This window comes from Mastigocoleus testarum BC008, from assembly GCF_001456025.1.
GTDB lineage: Bacteria > Cyanobacteriota > Cyanobacteriia > Cyanobacteriales > Nostocaceae > Mastigocoleus > Mastigocoleus testarum.
The window spans coordinates 52,726-73,749 of sequence record NZ_LMTZ01000098.1 but is presented as its reverse complement, the minus strand read 5'-3'; the positions used below and the strand labels follow the sequence as shown (position 1 = coordinate 73,749).

14 protein-coding genes, 2 tRNA genes and 2 pseudogenes are annotated in these 21,024 nt (G+C 37.2%); 14 read left to right on the top strand and 4 right to left on the bottom strand.

All coding sequences use genetic code 11. From position 1 onward, the window contains the following. Window positions 1–197 precede the first annotated feature (197 nt). Entirely contained in the window at window positions 198–992 is a 795-nt protein-coding gene (locus BC008_RS22210; protein WP_027840612.1) for a 7-carboxy-7-deazaguanine synthase QueE, read from the bottom strand. Between the two features lie 225 nt (window positions 993–1,217). Between BC008_RS22210 and BC008_RS22205 the strand changes: the two genes are divergently transcribed. The 14 genes and pseudogenes from BC008_RS22205 to BC008_RS22145 all read left to right on the top strand — a co-directional run bounded on the left by BC008_RS22205 (window position 1,218) and on the right by BC008_RS22145 (window position 17,521). Beyond that, window positions 1,218–2,222, top strand: a complete 1,005-nt coding sequence (locus BC008_RS22205) for a sugar transferase (protein WP_027840611.1) — start codon at window positions 1,218–1,220, stop codon at window positions 2,220–2,222. Window positions 2,223–2,924: 702 nt separating this feature from the next. Then, complete coding sequence (locus tag BC008_RS22200; protein ID WP_027840610.1) at window positions 2,925–4,196, top strand: glycosyltransferase family 4 protein; 1,272 nt, start codon at window positions 2,925–2,927, stop codon at window positions 4,194–4,196. A 776-nt stretch (window positions 4,197–4,972) separates the two neighbouring features. Continuing rightward, entirely contained in the window at window positions 4,973–5,425 is a 453-nt protein-coding gene (gene rsfS / locus BC008_RS22195) for a ribosome silencing factor (RefSeq protein WP_027840609.1), read from the top strand. 6 nt (window positions 5,426–5,431) lie between these two features. Then, window positions 5,432–5,932 carry a CGLD27 family protein gene (locus BC008_RS22190; protein WP_027840608.1) on the top strand — a complete coding sequence of 167 codons (501 nt, stop codon included), beginning with the start codon at window positions 5,432–5,434 and terminating at the stop codon, window positions 5,930–5,932. Between the two features lie 62 nt (window positions 5,933–5,994). Then, a complete protein-coding gene (locus tag BC008_RS22185; protein ID WP_027840607.1) occupies window positions 5,995–6,948 on the top strand; it encodes an asparaginase in 954 nt (317 codons plus the stop codon). A 49-nt stretch (window positions 6,949–6,997) separates the two neighbouring features. Further along, window positions 6,998–7,074 (top strand) — tRNA-Met (locus tag BC008_RS22180). Window positions 7,075–7,244: 170 nt separating this feature from the next. Then, window positions 7,245–7,321, top strand: a tRNA-Met gene (locus BC008_RS22175). Between the two features lie 276 nt (window positions 7,322–7,597). Next, a complete protein-coding gene (locus BC008_RS22170; protein WP_027843029.1) occupies window positions 7,598–9,061 on the top strand; it encodes a slr1306 family protein in 1,464 nt (487 codons plus the stop codon). 376 nt (window positions 9,062–9,437) lie between these two features. After that, a complete protein-coding gene (gene deoC, locus BC008_RS22165; RefSeq protein WP_027843030.1) occupies window positions 9,438–10,136 on the top strand; it encodes a deoxyribose-phosphate aldolase in 699 nt (232 codons plus the stop codon). Window positions 10,137–10,190: 54 nt separating this feature from the next. Next, window positions 10,191–10,505 (top strand): annotated as a pseudogene (gene recO, locus BC008_RS52780) (DNA repair protein RecO); the annotation flags it as partial. Between the two features lie 129 nt (window positions 10,506–10,634). After that, window positions 10,635–11,252, top strand: a pseudogene (locus BC008_RS52775) (DNA repair protein RecO); the annotation flags it as partial. After that, window positions 11,236–13,002 (top strand): MFS transporter, encoded by a 1,767-nt coding sequence (locus BC008_RS22155; protein WP_027843032.1) that lies wholly within the window; start codon window positions 11,236–11,238, stop codon window positions 13,000–13,002. The pseudogene BC008_RS52775 and the gene BC008_RS22155, both read left to right, overlap by 17 nt. Before the next feature lie 394 nt (window positions 13,003–13,396). Next, window positions 13,397–14,554 (top strand): glycosyltransferase family 4 protein, encoded by a 1,158-nt coding sequence (locus BC008_RS22150; RefSeq protein ID WP_027843033.1) that lies wholly within the window; start codon window positions 13,397–13,399, stop codon window positions 14,552–14,554. 978 nt (window positions 14,555–15,532) lie between these two features. After that, window positions 15,533–17,521, top strand: coding sequence for a GAF domain-containing sensor histidine kinase (locus BC008_RS22145; RefSeq protein ID WP_058183830.1), 1,989 nt, complete (start codon window positions 15,533–15,535; stop codon window positions 17,519–17,521). 348 nt (window positions 17,522–17,869) lie between these two features. Here the strand turns inward: BC008_RS22145 and BC008_RS50670 are convergent, their stop codons facing one another. From BC008_RS50670 to gpmI, 3 genes are all read right to left on the bottom strand, one after another. After that, the gene (locus tag BC008_RS50670) at window positions 17,870–18,589 is read right to left on the bottom strand and encodes a peptidase (protein WP_407657073.1); all 720 of its coding nucleotides are present in this window, start codon (window positions 18,587–18,589) and stop codon (window positions 17,870–17,872) included. 306 nt (window positions 18,590–18,895) lie between these two features. Beyond that, window positions 18,896–19,126 carry a preprotein translocase subunit SecG gene (secG, locus tag BC008_RS22135; RefSeq protein ID WP_027843034.1) on the bottom strand — a complete coding sequence of 77 codons (231 nt, stop codon included), beginning with the start codon at window positions 19,124–19,126 and terminating at the stop codon, window positions 18,896–18,898. Between the two features lie 102 nt (window positions 19,127–19,228). Then, window positions 19,229–20,827 carry a 2,3-bisphosphoglycerate-independent phosphoglycerate mutase gene (gene gpmI, locus BC008_RS22130; protein ID WP_027843035.1) on the bottom strand — a complete coding sequence of 533 codons (1,599 nt, stop codon included), beginning with the start codon at window positions 20,825–20,827 and terminating at the stop codon, window positions 19,229–19,231. Window positions 20,828–21,024 lie beyond the last annotated feature (197 nt).

The following is a 21,024-nucleotide window of genomic DNA, read 5'->3' as shown; positions in this document are numbered from 1 at the left end:
AAATATCATAATATTTCTGTTCTTGTTCATTTTTTCTTCAAAGTGTATTAATTCGTGCTTTTTACTACTTGTTCTCTGGAGGGTGAGTTAAGTATATTAGTTGAATAGAAATTAAACGATCCGCTTAACTGTCTTTGATGTTGTAGAGTAATGATTATGACTCATGTATTTTTGCTTGCCAATCGCTGAGTACTCAATCATAGTTGATCGATAAATTTATGAGTTTGTGGTACGACCCGCACTCTATCGAGTAACTGCTTTAATGAGGCTTGCCAACTTAAAACTTGTTCGGGAAAAGGAGCAAATACTTGCTCACTTGTAAATACTTTACCCGGCTCCAAAGGCGTTACAGGCTGCAAGAATACTAGAATTTTCGGATTGATATCTTTAATCAATAAAGCAGCTTGTTCTAAGTCAGACCAACTGGTTTGTTGCGAAATAACTATCTTCACAAAAACTTCTAGTTGAGCGCGGTTACAAATTTTAAGAAACTGTTTGTGCGCTTGCCAATGAGATTCACCACTGGTGCTGGGTAATTTCAAATCCATTCCCACAGAATCAAGATATGGCAAAATTTTGCTTAATTGTTCTGGACGATGTCCTCCAGTTTCTAAGTATATTGGTAGACTAGTCACAGAGCGGACTTTAGGTAAAAAATCTATTAAAAAATTAGAGTGAAGAAGTGGTTCACCACCAGTTAAGCTAATGCTATCGTGTAAACGAGGTATATTTTGTCGCTTTACCCATTCAATTAATATAGGTAATGAAACTGGATTAGGATGTATTTCAAACTCACGGGAGCCTGGAAGTTTCTCGATACGACAAGTATCGGGTGCATTCCAAGTGTGAGCGCTATCACAATAGTGACAGCGTAAGTCACAAAAGGCAAAACGAATGAAAATCTGGCGTGTTCCGACATTTAATCCTTCTCCTTGAATTGCAGAAAAAATCTCAATCAGGCGTGCGGTTGATTTAATTGTTTCAATATTCATTGGATAATTGGGAAGTAAAGTATGCGTGAAGTCAATATAAAGGTAGAGAAATTTTTGACTTCTTATTCTATTGTGAATCGAGAAAGGTCGTCTTCGGTCTTAAATTCATTCTCAAATTAGAGATTAATATTTATTCAGTGCCGATCGCAGGTCAGGAATAACTTAAAACATAAAAATGTTTAACTTTATTGAATTTATTTCTATAGTAAAAAAGAGTAGGGTTTCATGAGCAGACAACCCACAGAGGTAAACTTTCCTGTAACGTTATCCAAAGATAAAGCGATGGTAGAAGTACCATCTCGCCTGAGCGTACTTGAGGCTATCAATTTCAAGCAAACTTGTGAAAACTTGACTCAGCCAAGCAATACACCCGTCACACAGATTACAGTTGATTTTCACCAAACAACTTTTATTGATAGCAGTGGCTTGGGTGCTTTGGTCAGTAATTTAAAAACTACACAAGAGAAGGGGATTGATTTTAAACTCAAAAATGTTACCCCTCAGGTAATGGCTGTATTAAATCTTACTGGGTTAGATTTAGTCTTTCCAATTGAAGTGGCTACAGAAACTAGCCCAGTTAATAATGCTGTTTTAGAAGAACAGCTACCCACCACTCATCCTTCCATACGATCTTGGATGAAGCGCTCTATAGATATTCTTGGTGCGTTAGTTGGTCTAGTAATTACAGCTATTTTATTTCTTCCGATCGCGATCGCTATTCAAGTCGACGATCCCGGTCCAATTTTCTTCGGTCAGATTCGTTGTGGCTGGATGGGTAAGCATTTTAAAATTTGGAAATTTCGTTCGATGTGTGTTGATGCAGAAGCAAAAAAAGCTGAGTTGCAAAAGCACAATCAAGTTGAAGGTGCTTTTTTCAAAATTGATAACGATCCCAGAATTACTAAAGTCGGAAAGTTTTTGCGAAAAACTAGCCTGGACGAACTACCACAATTTTGGAATGTCTTAAAAGGGGAAATGAGTTTGGTGGGTACAAGACCACCCACACCCAATGAAGTAGAAAGCTATGAAGTTCCAGAATGGCAACGCTTAGACGTTAAACCTGGTATGACTGGAGAATGGCAAGTTAATGGGAGATCTAGCGTCCGAAAATTTGAAGATGTTATCCGCCTTGATTTGCAGTATCAGAAAAATTGGAATTTATTCTACGATCTAAAGCTCATTTTCAAAACAGTAACAATTTTATTTGATAAAAATAGTGGTGCTGTTTAATATTTTTTAACTTTCCTAAAACCAACTATATGTAGTTATGACAAACTATAAAGCTGTTTAGCGATCGCAGCGCCTATGGCAGATGCAACGCCTAGCAGTCAAAAATAGTTCAATTATTTAGTTCGCACTGTAAATTTTAAAACAAACAAATCGTTCGTTATATTGCTTTGTCAATCAGGTCAAACTATTGTCAAGGTAATAGGCGAACGATTGTTTTGTTCTGTACTTAATTTTAGATGAAAATCTTCGAATGCATGTTGAATTCGGATTTTTCTAAACTTATTACTAAAGTAAGTAACATTGCTGTTTTTTGAAATATTTAATGTATCTATTTTTAACATACACATAGTATAAATAAAATTTATTTTCACCTTTTATATTGATATTTATACTTAAAATCTACAACTAAAAATTTGTTTTTGCGATCAATATCATTTGATATCCGTAAAAAACCGCAACCTGAGATTAAAAATCCTCTAAATCATCAAGTTGAACCTCCACAGAGCAAGCTAAAAATATTGCATTACCTACTTGAGCTATTCAAGTAAAATTTTACTCAATATTCAACGAATAAGAACTGACATTAAGTGTTTCTGAAGTGAAAATTCAAATAGAAGTGTGAAATAAAACTTCTATTTGAAATAAAACACGAATTAAAAATACACAGATTAAGAAAAGTCAGATTCTTTTGAATTATTTATTATGCGGATTTTAATTTACTCTTATAACTATCATCCGGAGCCAATTGGTATTGCACCATTGATGACGGAATTAGCAGAAGGCTTAGTTAAACGCGGACATCAAGTGCGTGTAGTCACAGCTATGCCTAATTATCCAGAACGTCAAATATACGAAGACTATAAAGGAAAATTCTTTTTAACAGAATACAAAAATGGGGTTAAAATTCAACGTTGCTATGTTTGGATTCGCCCCCAACCCAAGCTAATAGATAGAATATTGTTAGACGCAAGCTTTGTTATTAATAGCTTCTTCCCTGCATTAATGGATTGGCGTCCAGATGTAATTTTAACAACTTCTCCATCACTACCTGCTTGTCTACCTAGCACGTTACTAGGATTGTTACATGCTTGCCCTGTAGTTCTCAATCTTCAAGACATCTTACCGGAAGCTGCAGTTCATGTGGGCTTACTGAAAAATAAGTTTTTGATTCGCTTATTTTCGAGATTAGAAAAATTTGCTTACGGCTCTGCAACTAAAATAAGCGTTATTGCTGATGGTTTTGTGGAAAATCTTCTAGAGAAGCACGTACCAGCAAATAAAATGGTGCAAATACCCAATTGGGTTGACGTGAATTTTATCCGACCTTTCAAAAAAGAAGGTAACTATTTTCGCGAACAAAATAATTTAAATGGTAAATTTGTTGTCTTATATTCTGGCAACATTGCTCTGACCCAAGGATTAGAAACGGTTATTAAAGCTGCGGCAAAATTAAAAGAAATCAAGGATATTGCTTTTGTAATTGTTGGAGAAGCTTCGGGTTTACAACGGCTAAAACAAGAGTGCGCCAATTGCAGTGCAGATAATGTTTTACTACTACCATTTCAACCCCGCAAAGATTTACCTCAAATGTTAGCTGCTGCAGACGTGGGTTTGGTCGTACAAAAGAAAAATGTGATCTCTTTTAATATGCCATCTAAAATCCAAGTTTTATTAGCCAGTGGAAGAGCAATTGTAGCCTCTGTTCCGGATAATGGAACCGCAGCTAGGGCGATCAGACAAAGCGGTGGTGGAATTGTAGCCCCACCAGAAGATCCTCAGGAACTAGCTAATGCTGTGTTAGACCTATATGAACATCCGGAAAAAGTTAAAACTTTGGGCTACAACAGCCGTAAATTTGCTACAGAGCAATACAGCTTTGAACAAGCCTTGAAAAATTATGAATCACTATTTTATTCTGTAACTGCAGACAGAGAAACAATCAATCCGGCAATTGCATCCAAACAAGAAGTTTAATTCATTGCTTAATATCTTTAAATATTACGCTAGCATTTAAACATGGGTATCAACTGCCATATTGTTAGATTTTTTGCTTACAAATATGGCTTGATACTTCTAAAGCAATAAATTGATACATCTATTATGAATAGCCCTCAAAAATCCTGATGTTAGTGAAAGAATTTTAATTAACATCGGGAATGTTTTTTTTTGAGATAAGCTGGAAATGAATCAATGATTCAAAACTTTAAGTAATGAAATATCTTGTCTTAAGGCTAAGGACCCATGAATAAACAGAGTTAAACAGAGTTTAAAGTATCTACCTTTAATTTTTACTAACAACGAATAATGTGATACTTGTTACATCTAATCGAGTGAAGAAGTATTACAGGAAATTACCAATCATACTCTAGGTAGACCGAGTGTCACTTTACTATCTTGTATTCTATGTGAAGGCAGATATTTAAAATCAACAAATAATTTTCACACTTGTTGCAAGCTTTAAGGATATTAAGTCATATATACATGTGTTGAACTGTTAATTGAATTATGGTTATACACTTAAAGAGTTGATTATCCTTAATAATTAGTAAATTGGGACCCGAGTTGCGACAAATTGTAATTTGCTATTCGCTCTCGTGAAAGTAATCTCAAACAATTGTTAATTCATTGTGCATAAAAACCTGTTTTTTTTGTTAGTATTCAAGATAACAAAGAGCAAAGGTTGCAGTTCTATGAAAGCTTGTCAGTAATCGTGAAAACTTTTGACGAACAGAAAAATAAGTTGAGGTTTAATGACTGATTATTTCCAAGCAAATTTTCCATCACAGTCTACCACCACTACCAAGAGTGAAGTTGAGAGGCAACAGCTTGAAGACAGAGAAATTAGTGAAAGAATAGCTGTAAGTATTGCAAATGCTGCTTCCGAGCGAAAAGCAGGAGATATCTTGTTGCTTAAAGTCGCAGATGTTTCTTATCTGGCAGATTATTTTATCCTCGCAACAGGGTATTCCAACGTACAAGTAAGAGCAATTGCAGATGCTGTAGAACATACTCTCAAAACTGAATGGCAGAAAAGTCCTTTACGCACAGAAGGGAAAACTGAAGGTAACTGGATATTGCAAGATTATGGTGACGTCATAGTACATGTTATGATGCCATATGAACGGGAATTTTATAACTTAGAAGCGTTCTGGGGTCACGCCGAACGTATTGAGTTGCAGTTATCAGATGATGAAATGGGGTAAATCGGCATGATTAGGTCCTCAGTTTTTAACTGTCCAGTACCAACAGAGCAACAGCCCCTTAATGAGTATGAAGAATTAAAGTCATCTTGGTTATTTCGCGATTGCACTTTAACGTGGCGAAAATATATAACCAAGATCATTTGGGCTTGGGGTTTGTCTTTGATTTTTGCTGCCCCTGTTGCTGCTACCAGCTTTCCTCTACACAAAGATCTCTCACATTTTTTGTTATCCAGTGCTGCTGGTGGAAGTGTGGGGGTCATACTGTTGCTAACAAGGTTATATCTGGGTTGGTCTTATATTCGCTCCCGTCTTTATAGCCCAATAATATTTTATGAAGAATCAGGGTGGTATGACGGACATAACTGGGCTAAACCTCAAGATATACTTGATCGCGATCGCTTAATTGTTAGTTATGAAATCAGACCAATTTTGCAGCGCATAAAGCTTACCTTTGTTGGCTTGGTTGGATTATTCATTGCTGGTAGTATAGTTTGGCAATTACTATGAGTAGTTGGGACTTCCACCGTTAAGAAGAACTAATTCATAACTTTGGGGTTCGCAGCTAAATATTGACGATGGCAAAAAGAACTCAAGCCGTACCGCTAGAAGTAAGATTATTGCGGGAAGGTATAATCGAATCAAGGCACATAGTTCAGGCTGTTGTCACAGATGAACGTGGAAGAATTTTATCTGTCGCCGGAAATGCAGAAACTGCTAGTTTTGTGCGTTCGGCGCTTAAACCATTTCAGGCGCTAGCTGTAACTGCGACGGGAACTTTAGAGCGTTACAATCTGAGCGATCGCGATTTGGCAATTATTACTGCTTCCCACAAGGGTAGTATTGAGCATGTAAGACAGGCATTTAATATCCTTTGGCGTTCTGATATCGACCCATTATTGTTACAATGCCCTCTACCAGAAGGTAAAAGTAGTCGTCTAGAACATAATTGTTCTGGAAAACATGCTGGGATGTTAGCCGTATGCAAACAAAATAACTGGTTATTTAATAACTATTTTGAGCGCAAGCACCCCGTACAGCAACTAATTCTGACTAAAGTTGCAGAATTACTGCGAATGCCGGCAGAAGAATTTATCAGCGCCCATGATGATTGTGGCGTACCAACCTATCTGATGCAAATTGCTCAAATTGCCACTTTATATGCGAAACTGGCAACGCGAAGTACTTTAGATATGGAACGTATTGTTCGTGCAATGACCCATCATCCAACGATGGTGGCAGGAGATGGGCTGTTTGATACAGAATTGATGCGCTTAACTCCGGGAGAATTAGTCAGTAAATCTGGTGGAGAAGGCATACAATGCATCGGTCGTCTTGGTGAAGGTATGGGCATGGCAATTAAAGTCATAGATGGAGCAAGACGGGCAAAATATGCAGTAGCCATTCACTTATTGCAACAAATGGGTTGGATCGCTCCTACTGTTGCGGAAGCCCTATCAGAAAAGTTCACAATCCTAGACAAATACAAGCGTTTGGAAGTTATTGGAGAATTATCAATTTTGTAGTTGCCAAATTATTATCTGTGTGCTTTAATAGTGAAAGTTAAGAAAGCGGCGCGGGATAGAGCAGCCTGGTAGCTCGTCGGGCTCATAACCCGAAGGTCAGTGGTTCAAATCCACTTCCCGCTACCAAATATACAAAGTAAAGTCTTACACCATATTTTTAGTGTAAGGCATTATTTTTGTAGAGAACAGGGAATAGAAAATATCCCAACCAGAAAACGTAGATTCATTGTTGTTATAAAAATAGTGGATTGTATGTAAGTAAGGTGAAAATTTTATAGTGAAAGTTAAGAAAGCGACGCGGGATAGAGCAGCCTGGTAGCTCGTCGGGCTCATAACCCGAAGGTCAGTGGTTCAAATCCACTTCCCGCTACCAAATACACAAAATAAAGTCTTACATTCTAGTTTGAGTGTGAGGCTTTATTTTTTATAAGTAATAGCAATTGCAAGTGAGCTAAAAAACTCAAATCCAGGTGCAAAAAATATTCTAATTCCTAATTCCTAACTTCTGACTTCTGACTCCTGACTCCTGACTCCTGACTCCTGACTCCTAATTCCTGACTCCTATTAGCATTGAGTTTTGTTCTGTGTGCTTTTTTCCACCTACAATTATTGCAACAGTATAAAAACCATCTAAAAAATAAGGTGATTTATGATTGTTAAATTAAAGCGACCTATTTTAGTTGGAGGATTGGGAATCTCATTCGGGTTGTGGGTTTTACAAAGTTGGCAAGATTCCATAATACAGATTGGAGAGTTTAGCCTATTAAGTTTAGCTGCAGTTGGTGGTGGTTTGTGGCTGGTCAGGCAAAATAATGTTGTGGAGAACTCCCAAACTCAAAGTATCGTACCCGTAGATCGACAAACAGCAGTAGATGCGATCGCTAGTTCAGAAATAGTGATAGACAGATTAGCTCAAGAATCACAAAGTCATTTTGCATTGGACAATCTGCGGGAGCGACTTACTCAGTTACAAGTCGAATTAGACAGACAAGAAATTAAGTTACTTGTTACAGGTGGTAAATCGGTAGGGAAAACAATTTTAGTCAAAGAGCTAAATGCTGGTTTTGAGAATTTTCCTCAACTGACTGTTGATATTCAGGAAACATCACCTTTATTCTTGCAGATTGATGAAGAAGCAGATAATAAAGTGCTTCAAAGTGGAGACGAATATGATTTTGTATTGTTTGCGATCGACAGCGATCTAACTGACTCAGAATTTCAGGCTTTGGAACTACTTAAAGCCAGGAATCAACAAGTCATCTTAGTTTTCAACAAGCAAGATCGATATTTAGCAGACGAACGGGCTAGTATTTTGCAATCTTTAAAGCAAAAAATATCTTCTCCCGTAGTTGGGATAGCTGCATCCCCCTTACCCATTAAAGTGCGCAAACATCATCAAGATGGTTCTTTCCAAGAGTGGATGGAACAAGTAAAACCAAACTTGGAAGAGTTAAATACTCAACTAAGTGAAATGTTGGCGAACCAACGACAGAATTTAGTCTGGGCTACTACAATGCGTAAAGCCTTAGGATTAAAAGCTCAAGCTAAAGACTTGTTAAATGAAATCAGACGTGATCGCGCCCAACCAACCATTGAGCAGTATCAGTGGATCGCAGCAGCAGCAGCATTTGTAAATCCTGTTCCAGCCTTAGACGTTCTCGCGACAGTGGCAATTAATGCCCAAATGATTGTAGAGTTAGGTGAACTTTATCAGCAAAAATTTTCCCTAGAACAAGCACAAAATGTAGCTAGCACAATGGGGAGCCTAATGTTAAAACTGGGCTTAGTAGAACTTTCCACCAAAACTGTAAGTACTATCCTGAAAAGTAATACTGTAACTTTTGTTGCTGGAGGTGCTGTTCAGGGAATTAGTGCAGCCTATCTAACAAGAATCGCTGGTCTGGCTTTAATTGAATACTTCCAAGAGCAAGAAATTGCCATCAATTCCGGTAGTGCTTTAAATTTGGGTAAATTACAACAAACTCTACAAAGTGTTTTTGAGAATAACCAACAAACAAAATTCCTTCAAGGATTTGTTCAAAAAGGTATTAAACGTTTGTTACCGGGAACTGAGACAAATAAATTAATTACAAATCAAAAAGTTGCAACCTAACTTTTCCATACTCTTTTCCATACTCTAATTAAAATTAAAAAAGATGGAGTCATCTTTGGTATCTCCATCTTTTTTATTGAGGATTGAGGATTACTTATTCGATACAAATGGACAGAAAATGATAATTCTATAATCTTTATCGATGCTAATATTATTTTTGCTTAAGCTATCTTTGTCTAATATTTAACAAACAAAAGTAAAGCCAAAGCAAAGTAAAATATCTTATAGTGCTTCCTCATAATTATTTATGTTTGGAGGTTCCAATAAATGAGGAATGGAAATTTTCTACGAAAATTATTCTATTTCTAGTCTATTCTAGAAGAATAGTCTTAAATTTTCACAAATGTTAATAATTGTTAACTAAGAACTAGAAGCAATGGCAGCAGGAGTAGACTATTCAGACATTGATATTGCGCCATACATCGAACATGCCTTATTGATACCAACAGCAAGTCCGCAACAGGTTGAGCAATGGTGTGAAGAAGTAGATAAATTTCATTTCGCCACAGTTTGCATCAATCCAGTACATGTGAAACAAGCAGCGGAACTGCTTCATGGTAAGACAGCCAAGGTTTGCACGGTGATTGGATTTCCTATGGGGGCTACAACTTCAAGTGTTAAGCTTTATGAAGCACAAGAAGCAGTTGAAAATGGAGCAACCGAATTAGATGTAGTAATGAATTTGGGTTGGTTAAAGTCTGGCAAAACTAATGAAGTACATCGAGAAATTGCAGAAATTTGTGAAGCAACAGGGCAGGTTGTTAAGGTAATTCTGGAGACAAATTTACTTACAGAGCCTGAAAAACGACTGGCAGCAGAAATTATTTTGGATGCCGGAGCAGCTTTCCTTAAAACCAGTACTGGTTGGAATGGTGGTGCTACAGTTGCAGACGTGAGATTGTTGAAAGAAATTGCCGGAGAAAGGGTAGGTATAAAAGCTTCTGGAGGTATTCGTACCATTCAACAAGCTTTAGAACTTATACAAGCCGGTGCGACGAGGTTAGGTACATCCCGAGGTGTAGAACTACTTCGCGAACGTACTGAAAATAAACAGCAGGGGTCGGTAGTTTACTAGTAGTTTGTATATGATGTCTTTGCTCGCTACTATGTAGCTACTGACTATTGACTAATGAGTAAAACTTTTAAAGCCACTGGTATTAATCTCAAAACCCAAGTATTTGGTGAGTCCGACCGAATAGTTACAATTTTGACTCAGGAGCATGGTTTAATCCGAGTCATTGCTCCTGGTGCTCGCAAACACAAATCCAGCTTGGGTGGTAGGAGTGGAGTGTTTGTGGTTAATGAATTATTGATTGCGAAAGGTAAAAGTCTTGGTAAAATTACTCAAGCTCAAACAGTAAAAACATATCCTGGGCTTGCAAAAGATTTGGGAAAACTTGCAGCAAGTCAATATTTAGCAGAAGTTGTACTATGTCAAGCACTCAGCGAGCAACCTCAAGCAGAGCTTTTCCACCTATTTAATGAGCATATCGGTCGTTTAGAAGCGATCAGTCCGGACAGTACGTTTGGTGGTTATGGGACGTCAAGTAAATTGGATTCAAATAAGTATGAAATCTTAGCTTATTTGACCCATGGGCTTTTTCAACTTTTAGCTTTAGCAGGGGTAACGCCACAAATTAATATTTGTTGTTTGAGCCAACGTTCTCTAGTTCCTAATTTTAATGAACCCGAACCACAGGTAGGATTTAGTATTAATGGAGGTGGAATACTTTGTTTAAAAACTTGGGAAAACTTACACAAGCAGCGTAAAGCTACTGAAAACAAACTAATTCAGGATTCTATATCAGTTCAGAATTCTACATCAGTTCAGAATTCTACATCAGTTCAAGATTCTGTACCGAAAGTAGTTCTGTCCAACTCAGTTTCCCGACCGCGAATCTCTTCATCACCAGTCCCTTCATCGGTTACAAAAGAGAATTCCGAAATTTATAAGACAATTAATCATACTCAAGAAATCCCAAGAGTATCCCACAGATTGAGTACTAGAGAACTAGAAATGTTACAACAATTATCAAGATCGGAAATAGCTAAAAATTTAACTACCCATCCGGTCTGGTTATCCATCGAAAAAATTCTACGTCAGTACACGCAATACCACTTAGGCTTATCTATTCGTTCTGCTACTTTGATTGACTCTTATTTTGCAATTAATTATGATGCAACCGTTTAAACTTGATGAAAAAATAAAAAATAGTGCTTCTTACCCAACAGATGACACAAATAATCTGTATGATTCATCTTCTAGGTTAAATTATTATGGGCCAAATTTTCAAACCATAACTAGTAAAATTTCTTCCCAAGAGACATCTGGTAGTGAAGAAATTTACAGCTTTCCTGATGATATCGAACAGCCAAATCAGTTGATTAATCCAGATTGCTCCCAACAAAAAAACAATAATTCAGAATCAACTAGGTCAGAAGTAATCGAAAACAATAACAGCGATCGCGACAATCATACTTCTTCACAAATTGTAAATCGCGATGATAACCACAAATCTGATGATCTATCTAACAATAAGTCGGATAACACATCTGATAATAATTTATCTAATAATAATTTATCTAACAATAATTTATCTAACAATAATTTAGAACTGGCATCAGGTTCATCAAATGGTATCAATGATATATCGATACAAAACAACCAAGAAGGTTTTCTGGCTGTATTCAAAAACCGAAATTTTTTAGCACTTTGGTCTGGTCAGGTTTTCTCCCAATTAGCAGACAAAGTCTATTTGGTACTGATGATTGCCTTGATTAATGCTAATTTCCAGTCAGGATCTGGGACTATCAGTGGGTGGGTATCAGCGCTAATGATGGCATTTACCTTACCTGCAATTTTTTTTGGTTCTTTAGCTGGTGTATTTGTAGATCGTTGGTCAAAAAAGACAGTACTGGTTGCGACCAATATTTTGCGAGGAGCTTTAGTTTTTGTACTACCACCTTTATTATGGTTGACCCATGATTGGCAATCATTTAAAGGAATAATTCCAGTCAGTTTTGCGATCATTCTTGGCATAACTTTTTTAGTATCTACACTTACGCAATTTTTTGCTCCAGCAGAACAAGCTGCAATTCCTTTAATTGTTAAAGAAAAAGATTTGCTAAGTGCCAACTCACTTTACACTACAACAATGATGGCTTCAGTGATTGTTGGTTTTGCAGTGGGAGAACCGTTATTAGGTGCTGTTGAGCATTTATGGCAAAAGTTTGGTGGTGTTGCTGGGCTAGGACAAGAAATTGTTGTTGGTGGAGGTTATGCTGTCGCCGGATTAATTTTATTGCTTTTAATCACTAATGAGAAATCCCATCAAACAATCGAAAAGCCGCATATTTTTGCTGATTTAAAAGACGGTTTTATTTATATTAAGGCCAATAACCGTTTGCGTAATGCTTTAGTAAGATTAATTATTCTTTTTTCTGTATTGGCAGCATTGACTGTCCTTGCAGTAAGAATGGCAGAAGTAATTCCAAATCTAAAGGCAGAACAGTTTGGATTTCTTCTCGCATCTGGTGGGGTCGGAGTTGCAGTTGGTGCAGGAATATTAGGTCAATTTGGGCAACGTTTTGCTTATGCTCGCTTAAGTTTGTACGGTTGTTTGGGAATGGCTGCATCTTTGGCTGGTTTATCTTTATTCAGCCAACAGTTGTGGATAGTTTTGTTATTAGTAACTTTGTTAGGTGCTTTTGGAGCATTAGTTGGTATTCCCATGCAAACTGCAATTCAAACTGAAACACCACCAGAAATGCGAGGAAAGGTTTTTGGATTACAAAATAACTTAATTAATATTGCTCTTTCCCTACCTTTAGCTTTAGCGGGAGTAGCAGAAACTTTTTTCGGATTACGCACAGTGTTTTTAGGACTAGGTGCAATTGTTTTTGTCGGTGGTTTACTATCCAGTTATAGCTATTATGAATAAGTATTAGTTAAAGTTAGTTGATCGGAATAAATAGTGAGTTTTATCAGTTAGGTTATGATGATTGTCAGTTAAATAGAATATTTAATACTTGTGTAGAATTGTCATAATCATAAATGCTTATAAAATCAATAATTTATAAAGACAATAAGCTAACTAGAATATTATAAAAGTTAATCATTGATGTTCTGAATTTAACTGCTGTTTCAGATGTGGGCAGTAAATTTATTAATAAAATTATAAATACTCAATTATTGTTAAAGTATTGTATAGGGTTTGATACAGGTATTGGCTAAATTGTATGATAGCCAGGAGCCATAAGTAAGTTAAGGCGAAAAAAAATACTTTACGAAAATAAAGTTCATATCAAACCTACTTTCCTGATAGCTAATAAAGAATGCGTATAGCCTGGATTGGAAAAAAATCACCCTTTTGCGGTAATGTCACTTACGGTCGAGAAATAACAAATTCCTTACTAGATCGGGGATACGAAGTTAGTTTCCTCCACTTTGCCCAAGAAGAAGCGCAACGGGATGATTGGCCTAATTGCCCAGAAGTTCCTCTTCCTTGTATTTACAAGTCTCAGGTTTACACAATTCCTAGTTTTAAAGCGACAAAGGTTCTGACTCAATCTTTACAGCAAATTAAGCCAGATATTGTTCATGCTTCTTTGACTCTTTCTCCTTTAGACTTCGTTCTCCCAGAAATTTGTGAAGAATTAAATTTACCCCTAGTCTCGACTTTTCATACTGCTTTTGCTGCGAAGGGAGCAAAAATTGTCTCTGGCACACAACTTTTGGCATACCAAGTGTATGCACCTTTTTTAGGGAATTACGATCGCGTAATTATTTTTTCTCAATTACAACGCGATTTGCTAGTTCGTTTGGGCGTTCCCCAGGAGAAAATAGCCGTTATTCCCAACGGAGTTGATCCAAATAAATATTCCCCTGGTCCTTCAAATGTCAAAGCTGAATTTGGAGCCGAACGTTTATTTGTTTATCAAGGGCGAATTTCACCAGAAAAAAATGTTGAAGCTTTACTTCGTGCTTGGAAACAAGCAGATATGGGGTCACAAAGTAAGTTACTAATTGTTGGTAACGGACCCCTAAAGCCTTCTTTAGAGTCGTATTTTAATGAGGAACACGGCGTTATTTGGTTGGGATTTATTGCTGAAGAAACTAGGCGAATCGAAATTTTACGCGGGGCAGATGTATTTATTTTACCTTCTCTTGTTGAAGGTCTCTCTTTATCTTTATTAGAGGGAATGTCTTGCGGGGTAGCTTGTTTGGCAACAGATGTTGGTGCTGATGGTGAAGTTTTAGAGAAAGGTGCAGGTGTTGTTATTAATCCTAAGCAGGTAAGGGCGCAATTACGTACTCTTCTACCTTTATTCCAAGACCATCCAGAAATAACAACTTTATTAGGGCAAAAATCCCGGCAACGAATTTTAGAACGTTATACTCTTGACGATAACATCACTCGTTTAGAAAAGCTGTATGAAGAAGTTTTATCAAATACGCACGTACAGATGAGTCGCAGAACTTATGGTTGGTGATAAGTGTTATGATTTTTCTTTGCTGTAAGTCGACATTTTTCATACTATCGATTGGGACATATTTGCGTAACGCACGACTTTAAAAAAACAGGGCGGTGTAAATTAAAGCAGATAATTAAGATTGCAAGATTTTTTATCTTCCTACAACTTCCTATTAAAGATTTGTTATTACTTTAAGCTCTCCTTTTTTAGGGGGGCTTATATTCAATCTATCAAAACATAGGGGCATTGCTGAGGGAGTAGTTTATCTCATTTTTGCAATGCTATCGCGACTAGTGTTATCGCTGTAATGGAGCAACGTAAAATTTAGGCATTATAAGCATTTTAACTAATGAAGTTAAATTCCGAGTTTTTGCAAAAAACAGGAAGATCAATTTTTGCTTGAATAAAGGGAGATTTACCTGTCAATTTATCATCATTGCTCTTCAGATGTACGGAGTTTTTTCAAAAATCAAATAGGATTCCTATATTCTATCTTTCCGCAAATTTAATTTTTGGACGGGTCCAATGATATTTTTAAGGAGATTCTTTCTATATATAGGGGAAATTTGAAGTTAATGAAAACACTGGTATTATTACTGACTTCAAATAAGTATTTTTTCTGGTATTAAACAGCTATTCTATAATTATTTTATCTTGAGAAATATGGTTGTAAATCAGTATTTATTCAGTCTATAAAATGACAAAAAATAGATTTTATTTATCCAAAATCTATTTTTTCTTTAAAGGTTTTTTGACTAATTATAAGACTATAAGCTTAATATAGTTAGTGTTAATAAAATATGAACACACAATTAAAAAAATAAAAAATAATCGCAATAAAAATAGTAAAAACAGATTACAAAAATTGACATTACTGTAGGGCTAGATATGTGTAATTGAGTACAATATGTGCTTTCTAATTTTTACCCTTTCTGCAGACGGAAAGTTTGCTGCACCATACAACTCAAAAATACTTTTATCAGTAATAAGAAATCAATGATTTTGAATACATCTTGCAGCTTTTTACAAGAATCTGGGCTCAATGCTGCCGCTCTAGCCAGCAGTTCTTCTAGCGGCAGCATGAATACTAATCTAGACTTTGCAGCTATCCTCAAAGTCTCTCAAGCACTTTCTGGAACCATTCAACTCCATGAGCTACTGCGCCAACTTACGCAAATTATTCTGCAAAACTCTGGGGGTTCACACTGTGCTCTAATTCTTCCCAATTGTGATGACTCATGGCATGTTTCAGCCATTGCCACACCCTCAACCATAGAACTTTGTTCGCATCCCCTTGATGACAATCCCAACTTGCCCATTAAGCTGATTGAATATGTCAAAAATACCCAAGAGATGGTGGTGATTGACGATCTCAACACGGATTTACCCGTGATTGACGAGTATCTGAGTCAGCAACAACCCAAGAGTCTCCTCTGCTTGCCCCTCCTCAATCAGGGACATTTGATTGGGATTGTGTATTTGGAGAACCATTTGACCAGTGGTGTGTTTACGAGTGATCGCATAGAGATGCTCAAATTCCTTTGTAGCCAAGCTGCGATTTCTCTGGAAAACGCCCGACTCTACACAGAAGAGAAAGAAAAAAATCACCTCTTAGCCTTTCAATCGACTGTTAGTCATATTGCTGCCCGCAATGACAAATTATCTGCAATGCTCCAGCAATTTTGTCAGGTCATCGTTGACCATCTAGAAGCAGCCTTTGCGCGAATTTGGATACTCAACTCCGAGTCGAATATCCTCGAATTGAAAGCAAGTGCTGGAATCTACACCCACCTCAACGGTGACCACCAATATGTTCCCGTTGGAAAGTTCAAAATTGGCTTAATTGCTCAAGAAAGAGCCCCTCACTTGACCAATGATGTTCTCAATGATCCACGCATTAGTAATCCTGAATGGGCAAGAAAGCAGGAGATGGTAGCGTTTGCCGGATATCCGTTGATGATAGGAGATGAACTACTGGGTGTCGTTGCTATGTTTGCCCGAGCCCCTCTGTCGGTTGATAGGCTTACTTCACTAAAAGTTGTGGCAACTGAAATATCTCTAGGGATTCGACGCAAGCTTTTAGAGGCGTCTGTAGAACAAAAAGCTGTCGTCTTAGAAAAAACCTTAAAAGAACTCCATATCAGTCAAGCTCATTTAGTTCAGTCTGAGAAGATGTCTAGTTTAGGACAACTTGTTGCAGGGGTTGCTCATGAGATCAACAACCCTGTCAACTTTGTTCATGCCAATATAGCTCCTGCTGTCAGATATGCGTCTGATTTGCTGAATTTAATTGAACTTTATCAAAAACATTATCCTGAACCTCATGAAGACATTGAAAATGAGATTCAGGCAATTGAACCTGATTATATCAGAGATGATTTTATCAAGTTGCTTAATTCAATTAAATCTGGAACAGTTCGAATTCGTCAAATTGTTCTATCCTTACGTAATTTTTCCCGCCTCGATGAAGCTGAATTTAAACAAGTTGATATTCATGAGGGTATAGATAGTACTCTGATGATTTTACAAAATCGCTTGAAAGCACAATTAAATCAACCAAAAATTCAGGTAATTAAAGAATATGCTGATTTGCCTTTGGTTGATTGTTATCCTAGTCAACTCAATCAAGTATTCATGAATATTTTGGTTAATGCTATTGATGCTTTAGATGAATATAACTTGCAACGCACACCCGAAGAAATTAAAGCTAATCCCAGCCATATAAATATTTCTACTGAGGTTACTGGTAATAAATGGATAGTAATTCGTATTGCGGATAATGCTCCCGGGATCCCAGAAGATATTAAATCAAAACTATTTGACCCGTTTTTTACTACAAAAGAAGTAGGTAAAGGTACAGGTTTAGGATTGTCAATTAGTTATCAAATAATTGTAGATAAACATAGTGGAAAGTTGCATTTTTACTCAACACCAGGACAGGGTACAGAATTTGTAATTGAAATACCAGTTTATCAGTCAATTTGAGTAACTACCGTCAACCCAAAGGGTTATGACATAAATTTGTTTCGAGGTGCTTACAGCGAACGTGAACAACAAAAAGAATTTGACCTTTTTTTAGCTAAGGTCTGATTAAGCAAGTGGCGACGATGAATCGTTAGTACGCACCTACGGTGTTCAGCGTAGCTGCGTCAACAAACAGCTTGCTGCTTGCTGCGTTCAAGAATCTCCTGACTTATTGGATAAACCAAGCGACAGCACAATTTAAAGAGTCAGGGGAGTGTTAATTAAAGATAAACAAACAGGATTTGTCATAATCTGTCGTCAGTGCGCGACGCTACAAATCCTAATTTGCTCCGCAAACAAATTCTCCAGTTACGGTAAAGACCATCCTAAACTTGTAGGTTGCTTGTAAATCCGCTTCAAAGTATTAACATCTCGAGGAGAAATTGGCGGTGGATTGCGGACCTGAGAAAAGTAAAGCGCATCACTCTTCACTGGACTGTGACCCCAAATACCTAACGCGTGACCGATTTCGTGACGAGTAGCTGCAAGTAAATACTTTCCTGTTTGACTGGGACTCAACAGAATAGTGAAGCGATGATATAAAGTGTTATTCTTGGTGTAAAACTCGTAGGTAGTTTGTGCCGATCGCGCCCGAGATATTTTGCGCTTGCGGTCAAATTGAAGTGGCGGGGCTTTGCGTTCGATAATAATATCGGCAATATCTGCTTTATACACTATTTGTAAAGGTAAATAATTTTGCCACTCATTAACAACCTGGGAAACAGTTTCAACCCAAGTTTGTGCTTGTTTTTGTGGCAGTTTATTTAATGTAGTAATATAGATTTTAACTGGAAATTGAGACCAAACTAAATAACCAACGGGAGTTGGCTTAATTTCAGAAAAATAATCCCCACTATTATTAGTATCTTGCCATTCTCTCAAAGTAGAAGGTAAAAGATGAGCTTTTAAAGCAGGTAAAGATTGTTTTCGAGTTATATATTGGTGATCGAGTTCCTTATCTGTTAGTCGTTTGGTAACTAAATCTTTGTTAGCTTCTGCGAAAAAATTCGAGGAGTTTTGAATTTCTATATCTAAACTAGCTAAATTAGTTTCACCGGAATAGGTTACACCTAAATTAGTTTCACTAAATGCTGGCGATCGCAAATTAATTAGAGCAAATAAGCCAACTATAAGAATTAGATTTAAAACTAAAAGTAAACTTTTAAAAAATAAACTCTTTAGAAATAAACTTGAAAATAAATCGCACCTTGATTTTTTCAGAGTATTTTTATTTCTAGAGGTTTTACTTCGATAAGCTTTAATTCGAGGGGTTTTAGGTGGAAGGTATTTGGTTAATTTTCCCATTTTCCAATCTCCCTATTTCCCCTGTTCTAATTAATTCAACCACCCTGCACTCAAAACTACAGTTAAACCGAGAAAAATTACTACTAACGCCCAAGTAACTCGATTTAATGTGTTTTCTGCACTTTTGGTGCTGCTGAACAATTGAGCTTGTCCACCGATTGCTCCAATACCGTCTCCCTTCGGGCTGTGTAACAACACCAAAACAATTAAAGCCACAGCGGAAAATGCCCAAATACCTTGCAGGATAGTAGTAACTGTCATGATATCAGTCTCATTGATAATAACTTTTTAGCCAGAAAAGTTAGGAGTAGGAAGTTATTTAACCCTTAACTCTTAACTCTTAACTTTTAACTGATATATATTTTACAACCCGACTTGCAAAGGAGCACGAGACATTTGCACTTCGTACTCAGCCGTTCTCAACAGAGAAGTCCCTGTCATTTCTGCTGGTTGTTGTAGTTGTAAGATTTCCAAAATCGTTGGCGCAATATCTGCTAATTTGCCATCATTTCGCAAAATCACATTTGTACCATGTCCGGGGATTCTCACCTTTTCTCCTTCTATCAAAATAAAAGGAACTGGATTCGTTGTATGGGCTGTCCAAGGATTTCCTTCAGTATCCAGCATACGCTCTGCATTTCCATGGTCAGCAGTAATTATCGTCGTCCCACCAACTTTACTGACACTTTCTAGTAATCTCCCTAAGCAACTGTCTACTTCTTCTATTGCTGTGATTGTTGCTGGGATTTGACCAGTATGCCCTACCATATCTGGATTTGCATAATTAACAACCACCAACGAGTAAACACATTTTTCAATTGCTGAAATTAGTACATCAGTAACTGCTTGTGCTGACATTGTTGGTGCAGAATCATAGGTTGCAACCATTGGGCTTTCGATCAATTCTCGCTCTTCACCTGCAAATGGTTCTTCTAGTCCACCATTGAAAAAGTAGGTCACATGGGCATATTTCTCTGTTTCTGCAGTGCGAAACTGCTTGAGATTATTGTTTGCAAGTACTTCTCCTAGGATATTGGTCAGATTTTGGGGCTCAAAAGCAACTCCAACTGATAACTCCGGATCGTACTGGGTAAAACTGACAAAAGATAATGGTTTAATTTGCTCTCTAGGAAAACCGTCAAATTTTTCGTTGACAAACGCGTGGGTTATTTGTCTGGCGCGATCGGGACGGAAATTAAAAAAGATTATCCCATCTCCTGCTTCAATCCCACCCGGTGCAATTCTGGTTGGAATAACAAATTCATCGGTTACATCTTCTTCGTAAGATGCTTTTAAAGCTTCTACAGCCGACATACCATTTCCTGGACCATCAACTGTCATTACTTCATAAGCTTTTTGAACCCGATCCCAACGTTTGTCTCTGTCCATGGCATAATAGCGACCACTGATGGTCACAATACGCCCAACACCAATACGATCTGTGTAATTTTGGATTAAACCGATGGAATTTAAACCTTCTGTAGGTTTAGTATCGCGACCATCTGTTATTGCATGGATGCAAACTTCTGAAATTCCTTGGATTTTTGCTAGGTCAAGCAGTCCGAATAAATGACTTAAATGCGAGTGGACGCCACCTTCAGAGCAAAGCCCAATTAAATGTAATTTACCATCGCGACTGAGCACTTCTTGGCAAATTTTCTCCAGCGCCGGGTTTTTGTTAATGGAACCATCTTCCACCGCATCAGAAATGCGTACTAACTCTTGCGGAACTACTCTTCCCGCACCGATGTTCAAATGACCAACTTCTGAGTTACCCATTTGACCTTCTGGTAATCCTACAGCTTTTCCTGATGTACGGATCAGGGTGTGAGGATAAGTAGTCCACAAACTTTCAATTATCGGCGTTTGAGCTTTAGCAATAGCGTTTCCTTCTGTCTCCTCGCAGTAGCCCCATCCGTCTAAAATGACTAGCACCACGGGAGCAACAGGTGCCTTGGTCATAATATATCGCCCTTTACTTTTTGTAATACCCGAATGATACCACTGCTGTTAGCAACCGCAAGTGAATTTCTGCCTATTATCTTTTTTGCTTACAAAATGCTGTTTTTTTAGACACTTCTTAAATTTTAGTAATTTTACTTAGCCTCCATTATCAATCTTAATTTCGTATAAAACAATAGCCATCTTGATACATTTTA

Coding starts and splice junctions, on each gene's coding strand:
- BC008_RS22170 (WP_027843029.1), top strand. CDS start 7,598: ATGATTGTTAAATTAAAGCGACCTATTTTAGTTGGAGGATTGGGAATC.
- BC008_RS22145 (WP_058183830.1), top strand. CDS start 15,533: ATGATTTTGAATACATCTTGCAGCTTTTTACAAGAATCTGGGCTCAAT.
- gpmI (WP_027843035.1), bottom strand. CDS start 20,827: ATGACCAAGGCACCTGTTGCTCCCGTGGTGCTAGTCATTTTAGACGGA.
- BC008_RS22155 (WP_027843032.1), top strand. CDS start 11,236: ATGATGCAACCGTTTAAACTTGATGAAAAAATAAAAAATAGTGCTTCT.
- secG (WP_027843034.1), bottom strand. CDS start 19,126: ATGACAGTTACTACTATCCTGCAAGGTATTTGGGCATTTTCCGCTGTG.
- rsfS (WP_027840609.1), top strand. CDS start 4,973: ATGACTGATTATTTCCAAGCAAATTTTCCATCACAGTCTACCACCACT.
- BC008_RS22190 (WP_027840608.1), top strand. CDS start 5,432: ATGATTAGGTCCTCAGTTTTTAACTGTCCAGTACCAACAGAGCAACAG.
- deoC (WP_027843030.1), top strand. CDS start 9,438: ATGGCAGCAGGAGTAGACTATTCAGACATTGATATTGCGCCATACATC.
- BC008_RS22200 (WP_027840610.1), top strand. CDS start 2,925: ATGCGGATTTTAATTTACTCTTATAACTATCATCCGGAGCCAATTGGT.
- BC008_RS22205 (WP_027840611.1), top strand. CDS start 1,218: ATGAGCAGACAACCCACAGAGGTAAACTTTCCTGTAACGTTATCCAAA.
- BC008_RS22150 (WP_027843033.1), top strand. CDS start 13,397: ATGCGTATAGCCTGGATTGGAAAAAAATCACCCTTTTGCGGTAATGTC.
- BC008_RS22210 (WP_027840612.1), bottom strand. CDS start 992: ATGAATATTGAAACAATTAAATCAACCGCACGCCTGATTGAGATTTTT.